The sequence below is a fragment of the Haladaptatus salinisoli genome (genome assembly GCF_020614375.1).
In the GTDB taxonomy this organism is placed as follows: Archaea; Halobacteriota; Halobacteria; order Halobacteriales; family Haladaptataceae; genus Haladaptatus; species Haladaptatus salinisoli.
The window spans coordinates 266,812-287,223 of the sequence record NZ_CP085329.1; the positions used below are offsets into that span (position 1 = coordinate 266,812).

The window sequence follows — 20,412 nt, forward strand, 5'->3', positions numbered from 1 at the left end:
GCTGTCTGTGTCGTTCATCGTCGGCTGCGATGTCATTCGTTCACCGAGATAGTCGGCATCTCTGAGACTTGTTCAAGTGCGGGAGCTGGAACGTCGAACGGCACTTCGAACTGCTCGAAGGCGACCTCGTGGCCAGCACCGGCGTACCACGTGTCCTCGGCGAGGTGGAAGCTGACGACGAGCCAGTAGTCCGCACCGGGTTCGAATTCCGGCCGGTCGAAGGGAATTTCGACCGTGGTCGTGTCGTTCGGTTCGAGTGCGACATCGAGCGACCCCCGTTGGAGAACGTCACCGCCCTCGCGCAGCTCCCAGCGCGCGTCGAGTGTGGAGAGGTTCGTGAAGTTGTAGCGATTCGTGACCTCTACGAGGCCCGCGGTAAGGTCGGCCCCGCGCAACCGAACCGGCTGATGAGCTTTTTTCAATTGCCAGAGTTCGGGCTGAGGGACTCGATCCGCGTCGACGAGGCCGTTACAACAGAACGGGTCGACGCCGTACGAACGGAACGTCCCGTCGGTTTCGAACGTCTCGAAGTCGAGCCAGAGCACGGTACCGTCACCGGGGGCGGAACGGTTCGACCGGAGTTCGGCGGCCGAGAGGCCGCGGTCGTGGATAGCCGCCCGTCGATACCGGGCGTTCGAGAGCCAACCGTTCCAGTTCGCCCGGTGTTTGTCCGCGTTCCGACCGACGTTGACCGGTTGTGGGTTGTGATCGATACTGCCGTCGTGTGGAGTAGAGGCTAACTGCGTACCGTCCACGTAGAGCTGCAATTCACTCCCGGTGTGAACGCCAGCGACGTGATGCCAGTTCCCGTACCAATCGTCGGGGACGGTCGATTCGACGGTGATCCATTCCTCTTCAGGGTCGTAGACGAAGAACTGGAGCGTCGACTCGTCGCTCATCTTCAACGCGTACTGGTAGTCGCCCTTCGTAAGGAAGGCGTCCGAGCCAGTCCACGGCTGCCGGGGGTGAACCTCGACCTCGAGCGTTAGCCCCGGTTCGGTGATATCGAGGCTCGGATCCCGGTAGAGTTCGATCCAGTCGTCGAGTCCCGAAAGCTCGACTGCCGGGTCACCTGCGTCCGTGTCGACGACCGTCGGGTTACCGTGGAAGACGCCGTCGTTGCCGTATTCGGTGGCGTCGGGCGTGACGGTGTACTCCGCGTCGAGCCGCTGGTTCACCCAATCCCATATGAAGCCACCCTGCAACTGGTCGTGTTCCTCGATGACCTCCCAGAACCGCTCGACGAGACCGAGGCTGTTACCCATTGCATGATTGTACTCGCCCATGACAGCCGGGCGTTGTTCGTCTTCGTCCTCGGCGATGTCGACGAAGTCAGACGGACTGACGTATCGCGGGCCGATGACGTCCGCGTAGGGGGCGACGCCGCCGTTGTTCGCCTGATGGTACAAGAATCTGGTCGGGTCGACGCCTGCGCCCGTATCGCCATCGCCGTCCGGATCGCCGCCATCGACGTACTCGGCCATGTCGAAGTGCGCTGGGCCGAGGCCGGCTTCGTTCCCCGTACTCCACATGAAGATACTGGCCTGGTTCTTCCATTGCTGGATCATCCGCGTGAAGCGATCCATGAACTGCGTGTGGAACGCCGGGTACTCGTCGACGAGTTCGGGGTTCTGGTGGGTCTCGGCGTTGACTTCGTCACACACGTAAAAGCCGAGTTCGTCCGCGAACTCGTAGAACTCGGGCCCGCGCGGATAATGCGAGTTCCGGAGCGCGTTGACGTTGAATTGCTTTAGACGCTCAAACTCCTCGCGCCGCAGGTTCTCGGCCATGGTGCGACCGAGTTTGGGATGGTGTTCGTGGTGATTGACGCCCTTGAAGTCGACCGGTTCGCCGTTGACGTGGATCCGGCCGTCGAGAATCTCGTACTCGCGGAACCCGACTTTCGCGAGCTGGGCTTCGATGGCCGACCGCGATCTAGGCTGACGGAGTTCGAACCCAATGCGGTACAGGTTCGGGTGTTCTGCGGACCATTTCATCGGCGATGCGACGTCGATCGAGAAGGAGACGCCAGCGCTATCGTCCGCCGGTACGTCGACGGTGGTCGACGTCGTCTTCACGCGGTGATAGTCGGGATCGAAGAGGTGGGTTCGAAGCTCGTACGTTCCCGCGTTGTCGCCGTAATTCGCGACTTCGGCGTCCACGCGGAGCGTCCCGTTCTCGTAGTTACTGTCGAGACCGGGTTGGAGGAAGTAATCGCGGAGGTGAGCGTTCGGCGTCGAGTAAAGTGAGACGTCGCGGAAGATTCCCGCAAAGTGCCACATGTCCTGATTCTCCAAGTAGCTTCCGTCGGACCATCGGAAGACCTGTACGCCGATTTCGTTCTCGCCGGACTTGAGGTTGTCAGTTACGTCGAACTCCGCGGCGGTCATCGACCCTTCGTCGAAGCCGACGTACTCGCCGTTAATCCACACGAAGTACGCGGATTTCACGCCGTCGAAGCGGAGGAACGTCCGGCGGCCTTCCGCCCAGCTATCCGGCACCGTGAACGTCCGTTGGTACGTTCCGACGGGGTTGATGTCGTCGGGGACGTTCGGCGGGTCGTACGGGTAGAGGTCGAGGGTGATGTTCCGGTACATCGCGTGGCCGAAGCCGTCGGCCTGCCAGACTCGGGGAACCGTGACGGTGTCCCACAAGTCCGCTCCGTCGAACTCGCTGGGCGCGTTCGCTGGATTGAGCGCCCAGTGGAAGTTCCAGTCACCGTTCAGTGACTTGAAATGCGGGGATTGTCGCCACCGTTGGAGCGGTGATTTGTTCACTCGGTCCTGGTTGAGCGCCGATTTAACCGAGGGATACGGAATCGTGGGGACGTGCCCGGGCTCCTGGTTCTCTTCGACCAACTCGGGGTTCTCGATGTACTCGTCAAGGGGAACGTCGCCGGGCGTCATAGACGCGATCTCCGAGGTCGTCGATGATGCCGTCCCCCGGTCGCTCAGTCCGGGAAGGAGTGCAATACTACCGGTCGTCAGGAACGTCCGACGCGTCACGTCGAGCGTCGAGCGTCCTGTGGAATCGTCAGTGGTCGGATTAGTCTCACTCATGTGTAGAGTTCCGTGGCCCTATGCCAATCGTTAACTCACAATTGCCTGAGTTAAACATTATTATATCTATAGTAGTAATTTAATATCCGATTCATTTGTGATTGACCAGATGGGAGAAAATAATACACGGTGGAGAAGATGGGATGGCTAGATGGTACGGCTACAAATAGGACAGAAAAGCGCCTGTACTGGCTAGATGGACGCTGTTAAACCACCATCGACACGGATGTTCTGGCCGGTGATGTAACTCGACTCGGGGGAGAGCAGGTACGCCACTGCGTCCGCGATCTCCCCGGTTTGTGCCGGTCGTCCCATCGGGATTCGCGCTCTCGTCTCCTCGTCTATCTCGTAACTATCGACGAATCCTGGCTGCACCGTGTTCATCCGGATGCCGCTCGCTGCGTACTGGTCGGCGTAGAGTTTGGTGAAACTTCCAAGTCCCGCCCGAAGCACCGACGATACCGGAAACTCACTCGACGGCTCGAACGCCGAGAACGTGGAGATGTTCACGAACGCCCCGCCACCCTGTTCGTCCATGATGGGCGTGATGAGTCGCGCCGTCCGAACCGTATTCAACAGCACGAGCTCTACCCCCTCGCGCCACTCCTCGTCCGAGATTTCGAGCAGGTCGCCGGACGCCGGGTGCCCCGTGTTGTTCACCACCGCGTCGATACGCCCGTAGCGTTCGTACGTCGTCTCGACGAGCGCCGCCAAGTCATCGGGATTCGTCACCGACCCTTCGAACCCGTCTCCGCCGAGTTCCTTCGCGACTTCGACGGCGCTCCCTGACCGTGATAACAGAACCGGCGCGTATCCATCCTCGTTTAGGCGCCGAGCACAGGCTTCTCCGATACCGCTTCCCGCAGCGGTTACTACTGCAACTTTCTTTTCAGGCATGTAACTGTGAACCTTCTAACGTGGCCGTGTTCATGAAGATACTGCAAGTGTGAGCGTCCCCCCGAGCATCGAAGCGAACGATAGCGGCATCAGCAGCTTCGAGGGAGATGTTTTCCCCTCGTGTGCGAGATCGGCGATGACGGGGACCAGAATCGTGACGACCGCGTGTTATTGATGAATCCCGAGACAGGCCCAGTGACGTTGACCGTCGTGGCGAGTTGCTTGCGCCGGTCAGCTCCGGCGAATATAGTCATCTTCCGGCCGATCAACTGGACGAGGCCGGTTCGGTTGATCCCCGTACTCAGAATGGGCATTGCCAACACCGTGATCGTCGCCGGGTTAGCAAACCCCGAGATTTCCTCCCGTTGAGAGATCTGCGTCCACGGTTCAACTACCATCAACAACACCATCACAAAGATGGCGGTGACGTCGATCGGGAACTGTTCAGTCGCGAAGAACACGAGAGCGAGGAGAATGAGGGCGAAGACGACGAGCATCTCGGCCGTCACGGGCGTCGAAGCCAAGCCCTGAACGACCAGAAGCGATGAAGAGAACGTCACACCGAACGGAGACACCTCGGGGGGAAAAGGACTGGTTTCCCCACGGACACCTCCGTCTCTATCAGGTGTCCGTGTTCGCGGGTACTGGAGGCTGCTAGGAGGGTGTAAGTGGTATTCCCTACTCGTCGTCCGTCTCTCGTACTGCCTGTGCCTCTTGAATCACAAGCCGTTCGATTCGGGTGTCATCGACAGCCTCGACCTGAAGGTCGTGCTCGTTCTGTTGGATCTGATCGCCCACTTCAGGAACTCTGCCGAGGCGACTGAAGACCAATCCACCGATCGTCTCGACGTCGTCGGTCTCGAACTCGGCGCCGAGCCGATCATTCACCTCTCGAACTGAAACCCCTCCGTCGACGACGTACGCTCCGTCGTCTCGTTTCTTGATCGAGGGATCCTGCGTTGCCGTGTCGAATTCGTCTCGAATGTCGCCCACGATCTCCTCAAGAATGTCCTCGATGGTCACGATCCCTTCAAACACCCCCCATTCGTCGATCACGACGGCTATCTGTCCACCACCATGCGTCTGAAACTCGGCGAGGATTGCGTCGATCCGTCGTGTTTCTGGGATTACAAGGACGTCCCGTGCGAGCTCACGAGCAGTGAGCGAGCTGTCGTGATCCGTCTCCGTTTCAATCGCTCGAAGGATGTCCTTCGCGTGGACAAACCCAATCGGTTTGTCACCATCCTCGTCGAGCACGATATAGCGGGTGTAGGTTCCGTTGGCAGCAACGAACCGAAGCTCCGAGAGGGTCATCGAGGCACCTACGGTTTCGACGTCCGGGCGGGGAACCATGATTTCGCGGGCGATTGTGTCCCCGAGTTCGAAGACGCTCTCGATCATTTCGACCTCGTCGAGGTCGATGTGCCCTGTCTCCTCCGAGTGCGTGAGGATCATCCGAATTTCTTCCTCGGAGTGGGTTTCCTCGCTTTCGGCTGCTGGCGAGACACCGGCGAGGCGGGTGAAGTAGTTGGCAGTGCCATTGAAGACAATGATGCCTGGCACGAACACGTAGTAGAAGAACTTCATGAGCGGCGCAACGAAGAGTGCGACTCGTTCAGCTTCCTGGATGGCGAACGTCTTCGGTGCGAGTTCGCCAAAGACGACGTGGAGGAACGTGATGAAGCCGAATCCCAGCGCGAACGCGACGAGATGAATCGTTCCGGTAGGGAGGAATTGGCCGAGAATGGGTTCGATGAGCGCTGCCACAGCGGGTTCGCCGATCCACCCGAGACCAAGTGAGGAGAGCGTAATCCCAAGCTGACTGACTGCAAGATAGCCATCCAGGTTCTCGATGGCATCCTTCACTAGGGTCGCACCGGGCTTGCCTCGTTCAACGAGTGTGTCCACCCGGGTCGGCCGGACTTTGACGAATGCGAATTCCGCGGCCACAAATACTCCGTTCATGACGACGAGGAAGAAGGCGAGGAGCAACCCGCCCACGGAAATCAAATCTACCATGCTTTCTCATTGCCGTGTGGGGGCCTTGTAGGGGGTGGATACTGTGCTTGGAGATACGGGCTGACTTCGGTTTCGTTCGCCATTTGCCACAATCCTCCGTGGTGATCAGATACGGACAGATTCCCGGATAGAATCACGTAACCGGCTCAACTGTCTTCTCGCCACAGTGGGGACAGTATTCGTAGTCTTCGTCCACCAGTTCTTCACAGGACACACAGACGTACTCCGCCTGCTTGCCGTCGATGAACGCCTGTTTCGTTTTCTCGACTTTTCGTCCGACGCCACTGAACAAGCTCATGATCTGAGATTGAATCGCAACACGAATAAGCGTTAGCTCGTTTAATGCCCCTGGTTTGCGGTAGGAGAGTGGCACCTGTGAGAAACCACTATGACGAATACTCAGTACTCCGTACCGGCCGACCCTTCATTTTAGGGTGGAATCAAACCTGGAAAAAGATCCCGGTTTATTTGCTTTTAGCGTTTTCTCGTAGGTGTGAAGGGTGAGAAAGTCCTCGAATGCGTTGACTGTTCATGGAGCGCCAGTTCAGCGACCTATTCTCAGCACAAACTGAATGTGATCGCAATCGATCATTATTGTACGACTAACCATTCGATTACGAGCAGTCAGAAGGCAGGGATCAGTTGGGAACTAAGTAGATAGAACCAACGAAATAGTGTGATACGCGCTTCGCCATCCCAACCAATCACTCGACAGAGCCAGTATCTCAGGGTGAGCATCGGTTGCTGCATCTATCCTCTCTGTGAGCGGTCGCTGGTCGGTGATATCCGAGACCGGCAATTGACGAAACATGAATAAAAAGACTGAAGCGTAAATTAGTTCGGCAGTTCCTTGCGACCCGCACGAACGCACGGCCAGCACGGGAAGCCACCAAGGCCGTCGCAGTTACAGGCCTCTATCTCGGGATTGTCTTCGTTGTCCTTCGAGGGGAATGCATCGAGCTTCCCGTCATCAGTCGCGTTTTCGACAGTAGCCATGTGTTTGCAGTACGGGGTGCGGAGGACGCGATGCGGACACAGGCAGGCCATTAGCTCGTCAGCACGTCATCGATGGGGGCAACGTACTAATGGTCTACAAGCTTCTCGTGGTTTCCATTGGTGACGTCGATCACTCTAGGGGCATCAACGTTGACGATGAAGTATTTCCATCGGACGTGTCTCTATGCCGTCTCGGCCGTTACATAGACCTATACAGTTTTCGTTGACATCGATTTTGGAATTGTTTATGGAGAAGAACATAGAATAGCAAGAACCGTGGAATAGCGCTACTATGCGTTGTGAGGATAGCCCGAGTGCTAATATGTCTAAAGAGAAAATAGTGTGTATGGTTACGTTCGAGGTAGCATTGACCGACCGTATTGAGAGTGATATCGACCGCCTTATCGAACAGGGTGATTTTCTGAACCGAGACCAAGCGATCGAAAAACTTCTATCACTCGGTGTGTCAGCTCAGAAAACAGGCGACGAATCCAGCGAAGAGCTGGCTGAAAATTTGTTTACACAGGCTGTCGACGACCAGCAGGATCCGGCCGACCAAGACAATGATTCACTCTAATCCTGATGAGTCCGAGGGAATCCCAGATTCAACGGCCGGACGTACTCACTCGGATCGACCGCTCCACGCTCAAGTCGACCAATCTACGACCGCAATTCCTCGCGAACTGCTTCCGGGTCGCGATATTCATCCACCGCTCAAATGAGTTCCTTCTGAGCCTTATCGATATACGACGGCGTGTTCCGTTGTCGACACTCGATGCCCTTGTACTCGTCTTCGCCAGTGACCTTCCTAGAGTACTTCGTCAACGTACTGGCATCGAAACCAATTAGAGGAGGTCGCTGGCGAATAGGGCGTGTATTTCTCTGGTGTGATATATTGAGTGGAATATTACACTTCAAGAGGGTGCAAAATATCGATTACGAGAATCAGATTACGTACTGTCGAGATGAACACGGAACTAACGCTGCTTTTGACGGTACTACCTGAAAAGCAGACAGAGAGCTAAACCGCTCTGGCATAGCACATGTTATATGTCTAATGATACGTCCTACCCGTCGGCAAGAACGCGATATTGAGACGGAATACAATTCGGATGAACAAGAGGGCGTACAGAGTTGTCCTGAGTGCGAATCAAGTGTTCTTCTCACGAACGAAGACGGGAGTGAAATCGCGTGTGAGGATTGTGGGTTAATTGTTGAGGAAGAGACTATCGACCGGGGGCCTGAGTGGCGGGCATTCAATCATCAAGAGCGACAAACCAAGTCCCGGGTCGGCGCGCCAATCACCCAGACGATGCATGATAAGGGCCTCACCACGAACATCGATTGGAAAGATATGGATGCGTCCGGTAACGCGCTTTCTGCCGAGAAACGCAGTCAGATACATAGGCTGCGCAAATGGCAAGGGCGCATCCGAACGAAGGATGCTGGTGAGCGCAACCTCCGGTTTGCGCTCAGCGAGATCGACCGGATGGCGAGTGCACTTGGCATCCCACGTACTGTTCGCGAAGTTGCCTGTGTGATGTACCGCCGTGCACTGAATGAAAATCTGATCCAGGGCCGATCGATTGAGGGGATTGCCACATGTTGTCTGTATGCAGCGTGTCGCAGCGAGAATATCCCTCGAAGTCTCGAAGAGGTTTCGGATGTATCGCGTGTGGGACGAACCGAAATCGGCCGATCATACACATATATTGGACGGGAACTCGATCTCGAAATACAACCGGTTAACCCGAAACAATACGTCCCTCGATTTTGCTCTGAACTCGGGAGCAGTGATGCCGTTAAAGCGAAAACGAACGAAATCCTCGATGTCTCGATAGCAGAGGGACTGCTTTCAGGAAAATCGCCCACTAGTTGCGCCGCTGCAGCGATTTACGCCGCTTCACTGCTATGCAATGAGCAACAAACTCAACGTGTGATTGCGTCGGATGCGCAGGTGACTGAGGTCACCATCCGCAATCGCTATAAAGAACAGATCGATGCGATGGACGTCGAATAACACACATGCATTAGCTGGACGCAAGCGCTCAGCGCCTCTCCTCTGCGAGTGCCGGAGGTACGAACAGAACAGAGGAGTTCACGCTGGCGCACTAACTCCCCAGAAGAACGCGATCCCAAGGATGGTCACGACTGAAAGAAGAAGCTGAAGCGGCGCACCAACTCTCGCATAATCCGTGAATTTGTACCCCCCGGGGCCATACACAAATAGGTTCGTTTGATACCCCACAGGTGTAATAAAGGCCGTCGAAGCTGCAAACGTCACTGCGAGCACGAATGCAAACGGGTTCGCACCAATATCCTTGGCTGCTTCGACAGCGACAGGAATCATCAAGACGACGCTCGCATTGTTGCTGATGATACTCGTGATAAGCCCCGTTGCGATATAGAACACCCAAAGGACGCCGATGAGCGGGAGAAAACTCGCTGTTGCAGCGACAAGCGAGCCGAGGAGGTTTGCCGCACCCGTCTGCTCCAAGGCAACCCCCAGTGGAATAACTCCCGCAAGCAGGAAGATAACACTCCAATCGACGCCTTCGTATATCTCACCAGGTTTGACTACATCAGCAACAACCATCAGCACGACCCCTGCAAGCGCTGTTTGGACAATACTAAATTCAACACCGGCGAGTGCTCCGACACCAGTAACATTCGCGAGAGCACCCCACGGCATCCCGACGAGACCGACAACACCGATGAGAATTCCCACTGCCCACGGGATTTTCTCCGTACGGTAATCAGGCGATTCAGATTCGTGAGCGACGATGAATTCCGGGTTGCGACTGAGTCGGTCAATGCTATCACTTGGTGCTTGGACGAGAAGCGTGTCACCAACCTGTAGTTCAATGTCGTTGAGTCGACTACGTATCGTCTTCCCACCGGATCGGAACGCAAGCACGCTTGCGTCGTATCGCTCACGAAACGACGACGTGGAAATCGTCTCACCGAGCAACGAAGACCCAGACTGGATGACAATCTCAACGAGTGTCTGTGCCTTTTCCTCCCTCGGTTCGAGTTCCGAGTTAGAAGGTTGCGTCCCAACAAGATCAAGTCCTTCCTGTTCACGGAGTATTCCGAGCGTCTTACGATCTGTGCGTACGGTGAGGATGTCATCTGGACGGATTCGTTTGCTTGCAATGCCCTCGAAAAACTGTTCACCGTCGCGAATGAGTTGAACAATGTCCGCGTCGAACTGTGATTCATCGATTGCAGATTGAACAGTTTTCCCAACGATCCCCGATTCGTCGCGAACAATGACTTCAAACACGTAGCCCTGCAGATTGTATTCCTCGATGTAATCCTCTCGAGCTGGGACGCGTTTGGGAATAAGTCTGTGACCGACCGTCAGTAAATATATAGTACCTGTAAAAAGCACAATGACGCCAAGACCGGTGAAGGTGAACATCGAAAACGGCTGCCCGATCAGTCGGTCAGAAACGCTGGATGCCAGTAAGTTCGTCGAGGTACCGATAAGCGTGAGCATCCCACCAAACATCGATGCATACGAGAGTGGGATAAGTAGTTTCGAGGGAGACGTATTCCCTTTATGAGCAAGATCAGAAATAACTGGCACGAGGATGGCAACCACTGGGGTATTATTGATGAATCCGGAGACAGGCCCAGTAACACCTATCGTCGCGAGGAGTTGTTTTGTTGGGTCGTTGCCGGCGAAAGCAGCCATCTTTCGTCCGATGATCTGTACAAGTCCTGTTTTGCTAATTCCTGTCGAGAGAATAAGCATTGCGAGAACGGCAACAGTGGCTGTATTTGAAAAGCCCGAAATTCCTTCTGAAACTGATACTCGTGTCCAAGGATTTAGAAACATAAGAAGTACCATTATGAGAATCGCTGTGATATCAATTGGTAATAGTTCAGTTATAAATAGAACAAGCGCGAGAAGGACGATACCAAATACAACAACCATGCTAGTTGTAACTGGTGGGATTGACCCCGCTTGCGCTAAAACCATAGTAAGTACCATACGAGATGGATACGTTCAACCATCTTAATGCCACTACAAATGCATTCTATAAGTTATAGAGAAGCAACTATTAGTATAGAATTCATCGAACCGACTGTCTTAACAGCCTCCCTGCTCGTCATCGGTTTTTCTCCGCGAATCGTCGGCTCCGACGAATCAGTTATACCAGCAAGACGGGGAAGTAAATACATTCAGCGAGAGTTCGCGTTCGGCTCACACAACTCTGGAAGCAGAACTGAGCCGAGGTATACTGTCGGGAGACGGTCGCCAGTGCCGAGCAGGCCGACGTGATGCTGTCGTTTGCTGAGGTAGTCCATCAATAGATTCTCGACTTCGGCTCACTGCGTCACGAATGTGTTCGCTCTCGGTAAACTACCCACCCTACTCACTCGGCACTATGCGCCTCATTACGTTGTGGTACTAGCTTGTTCCCAGAGTCTGGCACCCCATCGATGGTACTGATTCAGCAGTAGGCTCGGTGTCAAATTAAGTATTGCGTATTTTAACCCCGTACATTTTTATCCTTCCGCAACATCTGTTTGAATATGACGCACACTGCCGAGGGAACGACCCCGTTCGAACGATTAACGTCGCATATGGAAGGCGAGGATCTGGTCTGTCCGGACTGCGGATACGAGGATAATGGTGGCGAGTGGAAAGCCAAGACGAACGGGAGTCAAATCCTTTATCGGCATCTGTGCCCCAGTTGTGGAGCCGTTCGAAAGCGAACTTTCGATCTAAGCGATAAGGCATCAACGGTGGCAGAGACGGAAGAAGACTAAGCAAAATCCCTTCACAAGAGGTCGAAATTTCTAAGCGGCAGTGCACTGATTGACTTCGGAGTCAAGCTAGCAACCGAGAAGCAGCCAAGTGCGTAAGACCTAACGTTGAGCAGATAGATCCCTCACGCCCGACGAACAACGGAAATCCACCTTCGTATTGCCTGTGTCTATCTGTCGGACTAGTGATTTACTCGTTCTGTAGCGGATCGCACACCCACTGCGGCTTTCAGCACCGAGGGGAGCGGAGCGGGCTGTTATTGCACCGTTTTTCGCAAATACTCTGCTGTGAACGATTGCTCTTCGTCAAGGAGTTGCCTTGGAGTTCCTTCGAAGACGATCTCGCCTCCACGTTTGCCACCTTCCGGACTGATGTCGATCACCCAATCGGCGTTTTTCACGATATCTAAAATGAATCCCACCGGTTCGCAGCGTGATCGAAATGCGACCCAAAATTTCCCTCTGCAAGAGGATCGTCGGTGGATTGAAGGAATGTCTGTTCGGCAAGGTTCAAATTGCGGTTGGAGATATTCCTCAATAAATAGTCACTGATCAATCACTAACGTTTTCCACATGTTGTTGTTACCGTCTGATCATCTTCGAAAATCGCTGTCTGCATGTGGCATCGATACGTGACACCGTCGCCACTAGGAACACGAATTGGCGTGCCACTTCCAAGCGGATCAACAACGAGGTGCGTATACACAGCAATAGTAGAGTGTTCACCATTCTGAACGTGCGATCGGAACCAATCGTCGACCTTGTCGTTGTCCATCGTGACAGGGATGACTATCTCCCGAGTTTCGCCGGGGAGAAGAAGTGTCCGTTCGGTCGAGTTTGCGGAAAGCACACCGTGTCCTGAGCGAAACATTCGAACACCGTTCACGTCAACGCGCATCCTGAGGCCAGTTGGGTCAACGATGATAGGGATCGTCTCACTTGGATTATGGATCCGGAACCGAACTAACACGGTTGTCTGGTTCCGATTTACGCGCCCCCATGTCGCTCGTGCGTCCTGCACCTCTGCCCCGACCGTGACATTCCGGCGGATGGGGCCAATGTTGAGATCTTGAGTACGGACGTATCTCCCTTCAGTTTGCTCGGTGGCCTGCGAGAGGGAGTCGAGAATCGGTGTTTGATTTTCAAACTGGGAATGGGTCCTCGACGCTTGGTACTTCCAAGTCTTAATCGGTGTGGTAATTCGAATGCGGCTTTCTGCAGTTGCATGGACTGTCTCATTTGCTCTGAGGAACTGTACCCACCATAGCTTCAGCCGGTTATTTTGGAGATATGTAGACTGAGTCTGCGTCGTATTCCCACGTGGGAGATCGACGCTGTCTCGAGTCCCTTCAGCAACAGTGATTCCATTGAGGGAGAGTGAGTAGTGCACGTGGAGTGTTTTTCCAGTTGTGAAATCAAATGGATAGGGATTGTTTGTCCAGAACGTCGTGATAATCTCTGTGTGTTGTTCGGTGACTGCTCCCCAGTCACCAACATCCTGGACGCCAGCGGAGGGTTTTGGTATCGCTCCACTATTAATCGTTAGAAAGCCAATTCCAGCAAGGATGAGCACCGCTATGACAAAACCAATAATGGGTTTTTTACTCGTTTCCATTTGAAATTAATATTTTTATTTATTTTTGATGCAGACGGTCTACTGCTAATAGAGAGACGATGAGTTCCAAGGAATAATACTCCATTGGCCTTTTTTGGATATTTTCTAGTTGTATCCGCATGGTTTTCTACTTTCCAACCAGTTCGTTGCACTCTCATCGGAGACGACCTCGCCGTACGCTCCAAGCGTCTGTCCCCAAACCTCGATATTGGGCTTTTTAGCCGGCGTATCGCCGATATCTCCAGTGCAGACATTGGTCACACGATACGGCAGTTCAAGCGCTTGCATCACCTCCTCAGCGTTCTCCAGTAGCTCATCATAAAGCTCCCACGAGTCTGCCGACTCGGTATAGATGAACTGTTTCGTTTTCTCGAACTGGTGTACCCGCCAAATCCCGCGGGTTTGTGTGCCGTGCTTTCCGACTTTGCGGCGGAAGTTGGTGGAGAATCCAGCGTACTCGAGTGGGAGGTTGTCAGCCTCTAAGATCTCGTCGTACTGGATGGCCGCAAGAGGTTATTCTGAGGTTGCGATCAGATAGCGGTCATGCCGATTGAGTTTGTAAAGTTGCTCTCGGAAGTCGTCTAACTCTGCTACGGCCTCCATCGGTACTTCGTTCAGGTAGTAAGGGGATTGGACAGGTGTATAGCCACGCTCGATCAGCAAGCCCATAGCGAACTACTGGAGTGCCCAGCTCAGTCGCACTAGATCGCCATGGAGGTAGTACGCACGCTCGCCTGTACTCACCCCTGTAGAATTAGGTACGGTGGATGGTGGTACGCTCACAGTAGATTCAGAAAACCCCGTGAAACGCCGAGATCAGTTTCACTCTGTGGAAGGTCGTTATACGCTCTTGTAGCGTACTAGTGACTGCTAACCCGATAGAGGAGATTTCCACGTATGAACATAACCATTTTCGGAACCACCGTCGAAATCGACGAGGGTCTCATCGCCGAATCACCTACTGTCGTTCGCGAGCAGATACGCGAGTACGAGCGAGGTGATCGCCAGACGTTCGACCTGACAGTTACCATTCCGGAGGGAGTGACCGGCGAGGTAATGATCGCGATGACCGACATCCCTTACGGAGAGACTCGAACCTATGGTGAGATCGCTGATCAACTCGACACCTCACCCATCGCCATAGGACAAGCATGCGCACGCAACCCTATTCCGTTGATCGTTCCTTGCCATCGCATCGTTGGGAGCGACGGTGGTCTCAGGGGCTATTCAGCTGCTGACGGCGTCGCCACGAAGCGCCAGTTGCTCAATCTCGAAGCGCGAGAACGGGGAACAGAACCGGTGCAGACGCGGCTACCGACACTGGAGTGAGAATAGATGAGATCGACGAGGTAGAGGGACGAAGACGGCTGTGTTATCTGAGGGGGTGAATTTGCGGTCGTAATGAGATACCCTTCCTAAGATATCGCTTCCATCGGATGCCGAATGCCAGAATGTAGTCGGGCGATATGTCGGCTCGACGAGTCGCTCGCGTCCGATGCCACTCGACTGCTTGGTGGTCGTTCACTGCTCGTGCGCCCCTTCGTCGATAGTGGGCTCCGTAGAGATTGTATCCATTTCTGCATTGTCACCGAACCGTTCGGCGACAAGGACACCCAGAAACGGGAGTTGTGAAGGAAGATCAAGAGAGCTGTCAGCACGGTGGCTATCACCACGTGTACAGAGTCAACGACGCTGACGCGATTGCGGACGGACTTCAACGAATGCTCAACGACTGGTACGCCAATACGGGCCAGCTAATCCAAGAGTTCCGAGATACATATGGGGAGCCGACCGCCGGAGATAGAATCGTAGCGTATCCGTTTAGGATGTTCGTAGATTATTGCTCTCGTCGACGTGCGTTGAATACCGTATCGTGATCGGTGACCTCGTTTTCCTTAGGGTCAGTAGACGAGCGTTCGAGCTTCTCTTCGGTGATGATGTCTCGGTCCTCAGAACCGAGCGCTTCAGCCGCATCGGATGCGGTATATGCAAGTCTTCAAGACAATACTGGAACTCCCGAGAAAAGTCGACGTTGTAGCAGCGATACTCAGCAGTAGTTAGCGGAGTTCCGGGATCCACACGGACGAACACAGCGAGAGCCGCGCTTCGCGGGAGCGGACCCACCACGCGATGGTGACCGTCCCGACGACGATAGCGCTGACACCGAGGAGACCCGCTTCGGGGCCGAACGGTCCACCGGTAAACGCGCGCGGACCGACCTGTTCGGTCGCGACGATGGTCACGGGGAGACGAAGTCCGCTGACCGAAAAGCCGTAGACGCTCGTCTGAAAGAGGTTCCACGAGACGTGCAATCCGATGGAAAGTCCCAGTTCGCCGGTCAGCAGGTAGCCGGAGGCGAGCATGATTCCGGCGAGGACGATGACGAACGTGCTCGTGAGCGTCGCGTTCGGGTTGAACACGTGCCCGATGCCGAAGAGAACTGACGAACAGAGCGTCGCAACCGCAACCGCCGCGTCGTCCGATAGCCATCGGAACCACCGGAATCCCTCGGCGAAGTTCGTGAGGAGGTAACCGCGTACCAACAACTCCTCGCTAATGCCGACGAAGAGGAAGAGCAGGACGGACGTGCAGAAGACGAGGACGAACGATAGGCCCGACACCGTCCGGAAGGTTCCGGTGACGCGAATCCATCCGAGCGCGAGTTCGACCAGAAAAATCGCTGTCATGAGCGCCGCGCCGAGGGCCAGACCGAACCCGAAATCAAGCCACCACGACCGCGACAGGTGAAGGCCGAAGTCGGCGAATCGACGCCGGTCGATGAACCGCCCGACGAGGTACGTGAACAGGACCACGACGACGAGTTCGAGCGACGTTTGAAACAGCAGCGTGCCGAGACGTCCGAACGACGCGAACTGGAATCCGACGAAGACGGACGCTAACACCGGACGAAGCGAAAACGCCGCCGCGAGCGAGACGATTCCGAACGCGATTGCGGCGACGACGAACCGCCACGGGAGACGCAGGCGTCGGTCCGCCGCGTTCCAAAAGACGTTCTTTATCGAAGTGCGCACTATGCGGGTCTACGACGAGGCGGATTGTTAAACCCCAAGCGATAGTCGTTCGACGAAGAGTTCCAGTCAGTACGCATTCGGTTTCGGACTCCGAAGGGACACCATATGCCACGCTCGGATCTCGACGGAATCAATCCCAGAGACATCCAAACAGGAACCGCTATCGATTCTCGGATTCCATTCGCACTCGAAGCTGATCGGATAGATTGGTCAAATGCGCGGTTCCAAAGATTGCGACGAGCACTCCACCGATCGTATTGTAGAACAGGTCGAGGATCGTATCGTCCAAGCCGTACTGGGTGAGCACCTTTCCGATGCCAAGGAAGTTCGACACGACAGCGACGTAGAATTCGATGAGCTCCCAGATGACGCCGAATGCCATCACGAATAGCAATAGATAGACGAACATGAACTTCGGTGGCATCACGATGTACTCCGTGTGCTCTTCGAGTGCTCGCGTCACGGCGTATGCCACGCCGGCGATGAGTGAGGAGGACAGTGCGTGAGTTATGTGATCCCACCACCACGTCGACTTGTATAGACTAAGGAAACCAAGTTCGGGCAGTGATAATGTCCCGAACGCGTGCAGGAACATCGCCACGGTGATCCAGAGGACGATGCCCACATTCATTGTGATGTGGTAATTGCGCTCGAAAAACGCAGGAAGAAACGTGACGAGCAAGCCAACGCTCGCATTTACGGCGATACCGGCGTTTCCCTGCCAGATGCCGATCGCTAAGATGCCGACCATCGCACCCTGGAGGAGTCGAACTAGCTGCCCTTCTCGGCGTGCCGAAACGCGGACGGGTGTGTGAAAACTCATGCGCTGATTTCCCCCGATCGTTCGGCGTTCGCAGCGAGCTGACGCCGGAAGTACAACCAGAACAGCACTCCAGCAATAGCGCCCGCGATGAGCGTTGCGGTGAAGATGGTCATAAGCTCGGTGTTTGTCTTGAGGAACGTCGTTCCGAGATACGCCGCCGAGGCTGCGGATCCCACTGCCCAGAACCCGGCGGTCGCAAGCGTCACGATGACGGTGAAGAAAATAGCGAACGGTGGTGTCATCCGAACTGCTGTCGTCAGTTCGAGCGCGACAACAACGAGCATCGCGAGGGTCGCGACGCTGATTCCGGTCACGATTTCATCGTAGAATACCGGCCGAGCTGTCGTAACGAATAGCGGAAGTGATGCGACGAACAGTAGCGGCCACGGAATCGTCCAAGTCCATGACCGATAGGCGATAGCGGGTGAGATGGCAACGAACGCTGCGATCGCGGCCATTACCGTTTCGACAAGCAGTATATTCAGGAAGCTTACAATGGCAAGTACGACGAAGATGACTGCGAAAGCCCACGCGATCACCGCGTTCACTCGTGTATCTTTGATAAACCATTCTTCTGGAAGCGATTGACTCATCCCTTGTTCCCCCATAGAGACCACAAGACGACGGTTTCAGTGCCTTTGTGGTGCCTCCACTATAGATAACTCGCACCGACTTATCTGTTAGCAATTCGTTTCGAGAAGGAAGGTTTTCACCCATTCCAGAAGCTCTTTCACGGTTATTTACCGCAACAGAGCGACCCGGTGTGTTTGTGATACCCGTTTTTCTCCGGGGGGTGAGCTCGTGAATACCGACGGCAACGCTAACTCTATTGGGGGTTTATTACACAGTATGGCAACGGGTGGGGAGAGGTCGGAACCGACACGAATTCGTATCGTACAACCAGGGCTAAAATGGTGGATCACTGGTCTGATTGTGTTCGGAATCATCGCCGGAGTCGCGTTTACGTTTTTACCGTGGATTGTGTTCGGGCTGTTCATCTACTACGTCGCACGTCCGATAAATCGACGTATTGGCACCCGAGTCAAGAGAGAAAACCTTTCGGCGGCGATCTCCCTGCTTCTCATCGTTGTACCGATTGTCCTTTTCTTGGGAGTATTCCTCTCGATCGCGATCAGCCAGTTAGCCGCTTTCGCGACCTCGAACGCAGCAACACAACTCCTACAGCAGTTACCGATCAACGTCGAAACGATACCGAACGATCCGAATCAGTTGCTTAACGCAGCGAGCAGAACGCTCAAAGACCCCTCGGTACAATCGGCGCTCACTGGCGTGCAGGCTTTCATTGGTGCCGTTGCCTCTAGCATTTTCATGATGTTCCTGTCGCTGTTGTTGGGATTTTTCCTCTTGGTCAACGACGAGCGCCTGGCTCGGTGGAGCAAAGAGCAAATTCTCGGGAACGATGCGCTGTCCATCGACTACCTCGCGGCAGTCGATGAGGGCCTGAATTCGATCTACTTCGGGTACACGCTGACCATCTTCGTCATCATGATATTGACCGCAATTATCTATAACGTATTCAATTTCTTCGCGCCGGGAAACCTCCTCATTCCAGTGACGATACTGCTGGCAGTCATCACGGGAATTTTTACGCTGGTGCCGTTGGTCGGTCGATCCGTCGTCTACCTTGCAATCGCCGCCGTTCTCGCAGTGGAGGCGATTCAACAGGATCTAACCGCACTCTGGTACCCACTCGTGTTTTTCCTCTTCATGACGCTCGCGTTCGATAACGTTGTCCGAACGTACATCCGGCCCTATCTGTCGGGGAAGATGTTCCATCTCTCGCTTGTCATGTTCGCCTATCTCCTCGGTCCGATTTTGTTCGGGTGGTACGGCATCTTCCTTGGACCGCTGCTAATGGTCATCGTCGTCCAATTCCTCCAAACCGTTATCCCACAACTTCGCGGTGAAGAACTGACGCCCGGTCTTGACATCGATCCGACGACCCAAGAGACGGATGATGATTTCGAGGACGCGACGAGGGGCGGCGAAGTCGCTGACGGTGGCCAGTAGGTGACGAGGAACCATCGCCGATGCCACAGCAGCGTAATGGAAAGCAGTACGAACAAAAACGCGACAAGAACGAATTGCACTGGTTACTAAATCATCCGTTCTCTCCGACGGACCGTGAACTGCGTCGGGGTCAAAACCCGACGTACTCGGGCTGCTCTGCCTTTCGATTGCACCCCGTGTCAGGCTGAACTTTGTCCCCGGACGAATCCGACGTTGACGACGGTACCTTCCTCGGCCGTTTTCGTTAGACGCTCGTCGATGAAAATATTTTCCAGTAGGGATCGACTCACGGCGGAAACTTCTTCAACGCAACGACGGTGCGTTCTCGAAGTTCTGAAGCGTCTCTTGGAGAGCGTCGCTAAAGAACTCGAGACCATCCCGTCGGTCGGAGCGAGCGTGCCACTTGACACTATCATCGCCCATCGGGAGTTCGACGTCAGACGTCGCCCACGCACAGCAATGCGACTCCTTCCACGACGCCTTCGCGACGGCCGCATATGCCTCCGGGCTACGGTCAAACACGAATGTGAACCCGTCTTCGTGTTCCTGAATGCTTTCAAGGTGCGGGAGAAGACTCTCCTTGACCCACGCCATTCGCTGTTCGGTTTGGTCCGGCGTGAGCGCACACGTGATCGCCGTCGAATCTCCGTCGATCGATTCGTCAAGCGGTAGCTTGTCGAGCCGTTCGTCGCTATCAGTCTCGGGTGAATTCGTCATACTCCACCATTGCTTCGGGACTCAAAGTTATTATACTGTCAAGTCCAAAGTATCGAACGAACTGCGGTGAACAACAGTTATGGCGAACAATCCAGAGATACCCGCTAATACAGCGGATTCGACCCGCGACGCACCCACTTGTTACTGTCCCGTAGGCGGTGTCATGGAGCTACTCAGTCGCCGCTACGCGATGCAATTGATTTGCGCCGTTGGCGCGATCGGGCCAGTCAGATACAACGAGGTCGAAGGCGCGTTCGGTGATGTGAGTAGCTCTACGCTATCGTCACGACTCGATGAATTAGTCGAAGCGGAATACCTCTCCCGAGAGCGGTACGCGGAAATCCCGCCTCGCGTGGAGTATGAACTGACGGACACTGGCGAGGAACTCTGTCACCGGTTAGAGCCACTCCTCGAGTGGGTCGAGGACCAGGAAACGACGTAGCT

Annotated in this window: 18 protein-coding genes and 1 pseudogene; 6 read left to right on the plus strand and 13 right to left on the minus strand. The window is 54.7% G+C overall.

The window, feature by feature from the left end:
• Positions 1 to 32: 32 nt before the first annotated feature.
• From LIX00_RS19195 to LIX00_RS19220, 6 genes and pseudogenes are all read right to left on the minus strand, one after another.
• Positions 33 to 3,059, minus strand: a complete 3,027-nt coding sequence (locus LIX00_RS19195; protein ID WP_227356619.1) for a glycoside hydrolase family 2 TIM barrel-domain containing protein — start codon at positions 3,057 to 3,059, stop codon at positions 33 to 35.
• 192 nt (positions 3,060 to 3,251) lie between these two features.
• Positions 3,252 to 3,956, minus strand: coding sequence for an SDR family oxidoreductase (locus LIX00_RS19200; RefSeq protein WP_227356620.1), 705 nt, complete (start codon positions 3,954 to 3,956; stop codon positions 3,252 to 3,254).
• A 33-nt stretch (positions 3,957 to 3,989) separates the two neighbouring features.
• Positions 3,990 to 4,453 (minus strand): annotated as a pseudogene (locus LIX00_RS19205) (SLC13 family permease); the annotation flags it as partial.
• Positions 4,454 to 4,634: 181 nt separating this feature from the next.
• Complete coding sequence (locus LIX00_RS19210) at positions 4,635 to 5,975, minus strand: hemolysin family protein (protein ID WP_227356621.1); 1,341 nt, start codon at positions 5,973 to 5,975, stop codon at positions 4,635 to 4,637.
• A 133-nt stretch (positions 5,976 to 6,108) separates the two neighbouring features.
• Positions 6,109 to 6,273: a hypothetical protein gene (locus LIX00_RS19215; protein WP_227356622.1), complete on the minus strand. Its 165-nt coding sequence runs from the start codon at positions 6,271 to 6,273 to the stop codon at positions 6,109 to 6,111.
• A 536-nt stretch (positions 6,274 to 6,809) separates the two neighbouring features.
• Positions 6,810 to 6,971: a hypothetical protein gene (locus LIX00_RS19220; RefSeq protein ID WP_227356623.1), complete on the minus strand. Its 162-nt coding sequence runs from the start codon at positions 6,969 to 6,971 to the stop codon at positions 6,810 to 6,812.
• 346 nt (positions 6,972 to 7,317) lie between these two features.
• Here LIX00_RS19220 and LIX00_RS19225 point away from each other — a divergent pair, with 346 nt between their 5' ends.
• On the plus strand, positions 7,318 to 7,548 hold the full coding sequence (locus tag LIX00_RS19225; protein WP_227356624.1) for a DUF7120 family protein: 231 nt from the start codon (positions 7,318 to 7,320) through the stop codon (positions 7,546 to 7,548).
• 480 nt (positions 7,549 to 8,028) lie between these two features.
• Positions 8,029 to 8,991: a transcription initiation factor IIB gene (locus LIX00_RS19230; RefSeq protein WP_227356626.1), complete on the plus strand. Its 963-nt coding sequence runs from the start codon at positions 8,029 to 8,031 to the stop codon at positions 8,989 to 8,991.
• Positions 8,992 to 9,069: 78 nt separating this feature from the next.
• Here LIX00_RS19230 and LIX00_RS19235 read toward each other — a convergent pair whose 3' ends face one another.
• Positions 9,070 to 10,971: an SLC13 family permease gene (locus LIX00_RS19235; RefSeq protein WP_227356627.1), complete on the minus strand. Its 1,902-nt coding sequence runs from the start codon at positions 10,969 to 10,971 to the stop codon at positions 9,070 to 9,072.
• A gap of 545 nt (positions 10,972 to 11,516) precedes the next feature.
• Here LIX00_RS19235 and LIX00_RS19240 point away from each other — a divergent pair.
• Positions 11,517 to 11,753, plus strand: coding sequence for an HVO_0649 family zinc finger protein (locus LIX00_RS19240; protein ID WP_303659904.1), 237 nt, complete (start codon positions 11,517 to 11,519; stop codon positions 11,751 to 11,753).
• 556 nt (positions 11,754 to 12,309) lie between these two features.
• Here the strand turns inward: LIX00_RS19240 and LIX00_RS19245 are convergent.
• Both LIX00_RS19245 and LIX00_RS19250 read right to left on the minus strand, forming a co-directional pair.
• Positions 12,310 to 13,365, minus strand: coding sequence for a hypothetical protein (locus LIX00_RS19245; RefSeq protein ID WP_227356628.1), 1,056 nt, complete (start codon positions 13,363 to 13,365; stop codon positions 12,310 to 12,312).
• Between the two features lie 105 nt (positions 13,366 to 13,470).
• Entirely contained in the window at positions 13,471 to 13,866 is a 396-nt protein-coding gene (locus LIX00_RS19250; protein ID WP_227356631.1) for an aminoacyl--tRNA ligase-related protein, read from the minus strand.
• A 396-nt stretch (positions 13,867 to 14,262) separates the two neighbouring features.
• On the opposite strand from LIX00_RS19250, the gene LIX00_RS19255 reads away from it, so the two are divergent.
• Positions 14,263 to 14,694: a methylated-DNA--[protein]-cysteine S-methyltransferase gene (locus LIX00_RS19255; protein WP_227356176.1), complete on the plus strand. Its 432-nt coding sequence runs from the start codon at positions 14,263 to 14,265 to the stop codon at positions 14,692 to 14,694.
• 728 nt (positions 14,695 to 15,422) lie between these two features.
• On the opposite strand, the gene LIX00_RS19260 is transcribed toward LIX00_RS19255, so the two are convergent.
• The 3 genes from LIX00_RS19260 to LIX00_RS19270 form a co-directional block, all read right to left on the minus strand.
• Positions 15,423 to 16,397 (minus strand): CPBP family intramembrane glutamic endopeptidase, encoded by a 975-nt coding sequence (locus tag LIX00_RS19260; protein ID WP_227356177.1) that lies wholly within the window; start codon positions 16,395 to 16,397, stop codon positions 15,423 to 15,425.
• A 160-nt stretch (positions 16,398 to 16,557) separates the two neighbouring features.
• On the minus strand, positions 16,558 to 17,220 hold the full coding sequence (locus tag LIX00_RS19265; protein WP_227356178.1) for a DUF2238 domain-containing protein: 663 nt from the start codon (positions 17,218 to 17,220) through the stop codon (positions 16,558 to 16,560).
• Complete coding sequence (locus tag LIX00_RS19270; protein WP_227356179.1) at positions 17,217 to 17,813, minus strand: hypothetical protein; 597 nt, start codon at positions 17,811 to 17,813, stop codon at positions 17,217 to 17,219. The genes LIX00_RS19265 and LIX00_RS19270 overlap by 4 nt, the downstream gene beginning before the upstream one ends.
• A gap of 256 nt (positions 17,814 to 18,069) precedes the next feature.
• Here LIX00_RS19270 and LIX00_RS19275 point away from each other — a divergent pair, with 256 nt between their 5' ends.
• Positions 18,070 to 19,251 carry an AI-2E family transporter gene (locus LIX00_RS19275; protein ID WP_227356180.1) on the plus strand — a complete coding sequence of 394 codons (1,182 nt, stop codon included), beginning with the start codon at positions 18,070 to 18,072 and terminating at the stop codon, positions 19,249 to 19,251.
• Between the two features lie 303 nt (positions 19,252 to 19,554).
• Here the strand turns inward: LIX00_RS19275 and LIX00_RS19280 are convergent, their stop codons facing one another.
• Positions 19,555 to 19,968, minus strand: a complete 414-nt coding sequence (locus LIX00_RS19280; RefSeq protein ID WP_227356181.1) for a hypothetical protein — start codon at positions 19,966 to 19,968, stop codon at positions 19,555 to 19,557.
• Positions 19,969 to 20,131: 163 nt separating this feature from the next.
• On the opposite strand from LIX00_RS19280, the gene LIX00_RS19285 reads away from it, so the two are divergent.
• On the plus strand, positions 20,132 to 20,410 hold the full coding sequence (locus LIX00_RS19285) for a winged helix-turn-helix transcriptional regulator (RefSeq protein WP_227356182.1): 279 nt from the start codon (positions 20,132 to 20,134) through the stop codon (positions 20,408 to 20,410).
• Positions 20,411 to 20,412 lie beyond the last annotated feature (2 nt).